Origin of the sequence: Priestia veravalensis, from assembly GCF_001457055.1 — a bacterium.
In the GTDB taxonomy this organism is placed as follows: domain Bacteria; phylum Bacillota; class Bacilli; order Bacillales; family Bacillaceae_H; genus Priestia; species Priestia flexa.
Genome location: NZ_KQ758628.1, coordinates 162,493 through 168,492, shown reverse-complemented (window position 1 = coordinate 168,492; position 6,000 = coordinate 162,493). Strand labels below are relative to the sequence as shown.

5 protein-coding genes and 1 pseudogene are annotated in these 6,000 nt (G+C 34.0%); 4 read left to right on the top strand and 2 right to left on the bottom strand.

What is annotated here, in order from left to right:
- The 4 genes from AS180_RS02815 to AS180_RS02800 all read left to right on the top strand — a co-directional run.
- Positions 1-240 (top strand): transposase domain-containing protein (locus AS180_RS02815; RefSeq protein ID WP_139109142.1); only part of this gene is annotated, 240 nt, incomplete at its 5' end.
- Positions 241-695: 455 nt separating this feature from the next.
- Positions 696-2,186, top strand: coding sequence for a glucose-6-phosphate dehydrogenase (gene zwf, locus AS180_RS02810; protein WP_062686330.1), 1,491 nt, complete (start codon positions 696-698; stop codon positions 2,184-2,186).
- Positions 2,187-2,450: 264 nt separating this feature from the next.
- Positions 2,451-3,119, top strand: coding sequence for a fructose-6-phosphate aldolase (gene fsa / locus AS180_RS02805; RefSeq protein ID WP_062686327.1), 669 nt, complete (start codon positions 2,451-2,453; stop codon positions 3,117-3,119).
- Positions 3,120-3,228: 109 nt separating this feature from the next.
- Positions 3,229-3,702, top strand: a complete 474-nt coding sequence (locus AS180_RS02800) for a hypothetical protein (RefSeq protein ID WP_035321172.1) — start codon at positions 3,229-3,231, stop codon at positions 3,700-3,702.
- A 451-nt stretch (positions 3,703-4,153) separates the two neighbouring features.
- Here AS180_RS02800 and AS180_RS02795 read toward each other — a convergent pair whose 3' ends face one another.
- Together AS180_RS02795 and AS180_RS02790 are read right to left on the bottom strand one after the other, a co-directional pair.
- Complete coding sequence (locus AS180_RS02795; protein ID WP_062686326.1) at positions 4,154-4,999, bottom strand: STAS domain-containing protein; 846 nt, start codon at positions 4,997-4,999, stop codon at positions 4,154-4,156.
- 618 nt (positions 5,000-5,617) lie between these two features.
- A pseudogene (locus tag AS180_RS02790) lies at positions 5,618-5,881 on the bottom strand (shikimate kinase); the annotation flags it as partial.
- Positions 5,882-6,000: the final 119 nt, after the last annotated feature.

Below are 6,000 nucleotides of genomic sequence, written 5' to 3'. Positions count from 1 at the left end.
ATTCGTCCAAATGTTATTGGTCGCAAAAACTGGCTCTTCTCCGTGAGTGAAGCAGGCGCTAATGCGAATGCCATTTGTTTGAGTTTGGCTGAAACGGCCAAAGCAAACGGAATTGATTTTTATCAGTACTTGGTAAAGCTGATGACGGAATTACCTAATATATCGTTTCATCAACACCCTGAGATTTTACATAATTACATGCCATGGTCAGAGAATATTCAAGCCACATGTGCAAAATAGCCAGCTAACTGAAAAAAATTCAGTTAGCTGGCCGTTCGTCGTGCGTACCGTGAAGGTGCGCTATTTTTTATATTTCGGGCTTACTTTGTTTTTTTCTCAATAGCTTTTTAGACATGATAATTAGTCATGTTATAAAGCTGATTCTGTTTCAATTTATAGATGGTTATTTCCTTTTTTTATATCTAACATACTCTATTATGTGTGTTATGTAAAAAAAGCATTCTTCGCGCACTTTCAAACAACGTATATTTAGTGATTTTCTGTTCATAATATCCCACACCGTAAAAAATATAATATGTAAACGTCTCAAATTGATGACCATTATCTATATAAGCTGATGTCAATGAATAATATGTCCTTATAATACAGATGATTAATGTCTAGATAATTATTTAGTGTATATGAATTACTTTGTTATACAAGAGGAACTTTACATAATAAAAGGAGTATTGGCAATGGACTCAATGACTTTTGTTTTATTTGGAGCTACAGGAGATTTAGCTAAAAGAAAAATAATACCCGCGTTATATAATTTATTTTTAAATAAGAAAATGCCTCAGCCAATTTCTATTGTTGGATCGGGTAGAGAAGAGATGTCTGATACGGATTTTCAAAACCTAGTAAGAGAGTCAGTGGAAACTTTTTCTCGACGAAAGGTAGACAATCGTTCAAGCATGGAAGATTTTATAGGTTATTTCAGTTATATTAGCTTGGATGCAACAGCACCAGAAGATTATAAAGATGTATTAAATCATGTTCAACAACGTGAAAAAGAATTAGGAATTCCAGAAAATCGAATATTTTACCTATCAGTAGCACCAGATTTTTTTGATTCTATCGCATTAAACATTAAAGAGAGCGGGCTAGGTTCTACAAAAGGTTGGAAGCGCCTGATAATCGAAAAGCCATTTGGACATGATTTAAAATCTGCGCAAGATTTAAACCTAAAATTAAGTCAAGCATTTAAAGAAGATGAAATTTACCGTATTGATCACTATCTTGGAAAATCTATGGTTCAAAACTTAGAAGCTTTAGAATTTGCAAATCCTATACTTCAATCACTATGGAATAACGAACACATTGCTAATGTCCAAATTACGGCAAGTGAAACGGTAGGGGTAGAAGAAAGAGCTGGTTATTATGACCAAGCAGGTGCAATTCGAGATATGGTTCAAAATCATATGTTGCAACTCGTAATGATGACGGCTATGCACCTACCAAAAAGAATTAATTCAGAAGAGATTCGTAATGAAAAGAAAAAAGTAATGGAATCACTTCGCCTCATAAAGAAAGAGGAAGTAGGTATGCACGTTATTCGTGGTCAGTATAGTGCTGGAGAAGTTCAAGAACAGTCTGTAGTTGGATATAAAGAAGAACCTGGTATTGACACGTCTTCACAAACTGATACATTTGTAGCTGCTAGATTGTGGATTGATAATCCATTTTGGACTGAAGTCCCTTTTTATATTCGCACAGGAAAAAGAATGAAAAATAAGTCTACTCGCATTGTGATTGAATTTAAAAACTCGTTAAAATATTTGCATGTTACTGAAAAAAGAAACCTGGCTCCTAATTTGCTAATTATTGAAATTAATCCACATGAACAGGTCTCCATACAACTTAACAGTAAAAATCCATTAAATAACGGAGAAATTGAACCTGTAAGAGTAAACTTTTCATTGGATCAAAAGGACGTACCTGAAGCCTATGAACGGTTAATCTTTGATGCTTTCTGTGGAGATCCTACTTTCTTTGCTCACTGGGATGAGGTGGAGATGTCTTGGAAATGGGTACAGCCAATCCTAGAAGCTTTTGCTGAAAACCTTTTACCTCTTTATTCTTATAAATCAGGTTCTTATGGGCCTGAGGAAGCGAATCGTTTACTGAGTGCAAACGGATTTAAATGGTGGTTAGATAAGGATCTCTTTCCAACTTTAGAAGGGTGAGACCTTTAAAAAAGCGTCTATTATTTGAAATAAGAATCTCCCTGGGATGGGAATGATAAGGACCATAGGAGAAAATAATATCTAGTGACATGTTTCGAGCGTTAGATCAGAGGTCAATCATTTGAATTTACCACAGAAAACGTTGTTCAACTTACTAAAAATGTATTACATGGTTAAATTAAGAGATATTAGGGGAAAGAAAGTAAACAAGCTTATGCTCTATTGTCTTGTAGCTAAAAAAAGATTTGATGGAGGAATACAACTATGAAATTTTTTATTGATACAGCAAACATTGAAGATATTAAAAAAGCATATAAAGTAGGCGTTTTATCCGGTGTGACAACAAACCCATCTTTAGTGGCAAAAGAAGGGGTAAAGTTCGAAGATCGCATTGAAGAAATTCTAAAAATAGTACCTGAAGTAGAATCAGTTTCAGCAGAAGTAACACCGGATGCTGAAACCGCAGAAGAAATGATTGCACAGGCAGAAGAATTAATTAAAATTAACGGCGGAGATAAAAATATTACAATCAAACTTCCAATGACAATCCCTGGCCTGGAAGCAACACGTTACCTTTCAAAAAAAGGCGTGAAAACAAATGTAACACTCATTTTTACCGTGAACCAGTCACTTCTAGCAGCGCGTGCAGGTGCTACTTATGTATCTCCATTCTTAGGACGTTTAGATGATATTTCAGAAGACGGTGTCCACCTTGTATCAAAAATTGCAGAGCTGTTCCGCGTACAAAACATTGATTCGCAAATTATTGCGGCTTCTGTCAGACATCCAGATCATGTGACGCGTGTAGCGCTTGCTGGAGCTCATATTGCAACAATTCCTTATGCTGTCATTGAACAACTAGTGAAACATCCTTTAACTGAGCAGGGAATTGAAAAGTTTGCAGCTGATTGGAAAAACGCTGTTAAGAGCTAATTTCTCTACCTAAAACGATTTATTTAATGGAAGGAACGTTAGCTGTTTAAGAATTGTTAACGTTCCTTCTCATTATAAGGATATTAATACGACTAAGGGGTTAATTAGTATGGATTTATTAAGTAGTAAAGTAATTAAGACTGCCCGTGGTTTGGAATTATATATAGATTCAGTAGAGAATATCACGATTAAAGGGATTCATATTCCAACTACATCTAAGCCATATTATGGGGTTAAATTTGAAATTGATTATTTTTTATTAGAAGAACATAAATATTATGACCTTCAACAAAATTATTTCTGCCTTGTTATGAGTGAAAACTTTCAGTCAATCAAGTTAGAGGAACCAGAGATGCAAAGTTTATTTGGTGTTAAAAATGAAGAGGAATTTAAAGCAACCAAACATCTCTTAAGTGACTGGTTAATTAAAACAAATGCTTATAGAGAAGCAATTCTTCAATCTCTTAATGAACATAAAGAGCATGGTACAAAAGAAGGAAATGAAGATACTAAAAAAACAATTACATTCTTAAAGGAGTTATTAGAACTGAAAACAATAGACATAGAGCAAGCGCCTATCTAAAGAACGGTTTATTATTTTCACTATCCGGTATAGTAAAGAAGCTCCAGAACTAATTTAATCGTTCTGGGGCTTCCTTGGAGTTAGCATAGTTTCATGGACACCATTTAATTAAATACCTTTAAGCTTTATGAAGCCTGTATTACACATAGCTAAAAACAGATAATTGCGGTGATTACCTGGATATGAGATGAATAATACATAGGTTACGCTAATCAAATTTCTTTATCTTAATTATCACCCAATAAGAGGAGCAAATAAATGTCTAGTTCTAAAAGACAAATGATGGACGCTGCTTTAGCTCAACATTATAAAAGAGAAGGTGGTTCAAACGGGATAGAGCTGAAACAAATTGAAAACCTTTAGTCCTAATTTGAAATAACTTCGTCCAGAAAAGATTTACCTCGAAAGGAATCTTTTCTGGACAAGTACAGTATTAACAAAAACTTATAGATTAATAGGTTTTAGATGTCGCAATTGCTTGTTCAAGGCTAGAGACAATTGAGGTTTTACTGAAATCAATCCCGATTTGAATAGCAGTTTGTGCAATTTCAGGTCGAATACCTGATAGTGTAGCTTTTACACCTATTAAGCTTAATGATTCAATTAATTGAAAGATTTGATGAGCCACCATTGTATCAATAATGACTACTCCGGATAAATCAAGCAAAAGGTGACGAATCCCCTTATCTACACATTGATTTAAAGTGTTCTCAAGAATAAACCTAGCGCGGTCTGTGTCAATCTCACCTACAATAGGAAGTAAGGCTAAGCTTGAACTTAATGAGATGATAGGTGAGCTCAGTTCTATAATCAGTTCTTGCTGAGCCTTCAATCGTAGCTGAGAATGCGCATGGTATTCTCTAGTGAATACAGTCATGACGTAATTAAAGTTTTTAATCACAACACGATTCCACCTATTGATTGTTTCTTGTGAATACGTTTCACTACTTGTCCGAACAAATTCTTCAATTAAATCCAAATACTGATTTTGCGTAACGAAAAACTCATGTAAAATGACGTCGATTGGCGTGTTTAAATGTTCTTCATCTTTTGAAATTGAATTAATCCATTCATCGAAGTGAATGGAAAACTGTTCACTTGACTCGTTATTATCAAAGACTTTACAAAATCGAATATGAAATTCATGGTTTTGCTGTTTTACTTTATCAATTACGAGTGGATCATTTGAAGCATATACACCTAATGAATTTTCTTTGTCTAATGATTCATACCAGTTTTCAGTCAAAGACCATGTGCGTTCAACTAAAAAATGATATAATTTGTGATTTCTATGCATCGTTTATTATCTCCTTATACAAGTGATGGCCATCATCAATCTTTCATGTTGTAAACAGTAAAGTCGTTATTATCTTATAAAGAAAAAAGCCCTGGATTTAAAGGGCTTTTTCTGCTCTTAAATTATTGTGCATGCAGTTTTCACTTTATTAAATTTAAAATAGACTGCTTTGTGTTTGTTTATCTTAACATATTAATATAGAGAAAAATACCTTTTTTAGTGTATATATGATCACAAGGAGTATTTTGCTAACAGCAGTTAACTTAGCTTGAAGGGGGGATAGTATAGCTTTACAGACAAGCATTCAAAGCGTAGAATGACTCTAACGAATAGACAATTTACTATTTTAAGAATCTTAAAATGTGGGTTGATCTTATATAAGGGAGCCTCCACAATTGAAAAATCAATTTTCTAAATTAATAGAGAACAACGAAAGCGTTCATATTTATTATAATATTAACGATAAAAGAAATTACTTGGACAATCTAGTGTCGTATATTGTTTCAAGTGTAGAACAAGAAAGACATACGTTAGTAATTGAAAGTAAAAGATTAATTCCGCTCATTTTTAAAAAGTTAGAGGGAATGCTAACTAAGGAACAATTAACATATACACACATTCTACGTTTCTTTTTGTTGGCTTATGCTGCAGTCTATTTGACGTTTTGTTTCGGTCAATTCTTTCGTTGAGATCCGCTTCTAGCTCCACAAAATATATCGTACCGCATTTTGATTCAAAAATGTCGCATACTTCTTTAACAAAATCCCAATCGCTTTGCATATCAAACGCCCATACATAAGTGAAAATTATACCTTCTGCGTCACTTTTTGCAACAGCTTCAAAGATTTCTTTACGGAACAAATCTACTAATCTCCACATTTCTTCGTTGAATTGAAACAAAGGAGCAAGAAGCTCAACGCCTGTGGGCCGAATATGAGAACGAACTTCATCTAGTTTCTCCTTTCTGCCGTAAGCTTACTAGATTATCATTATATACATTT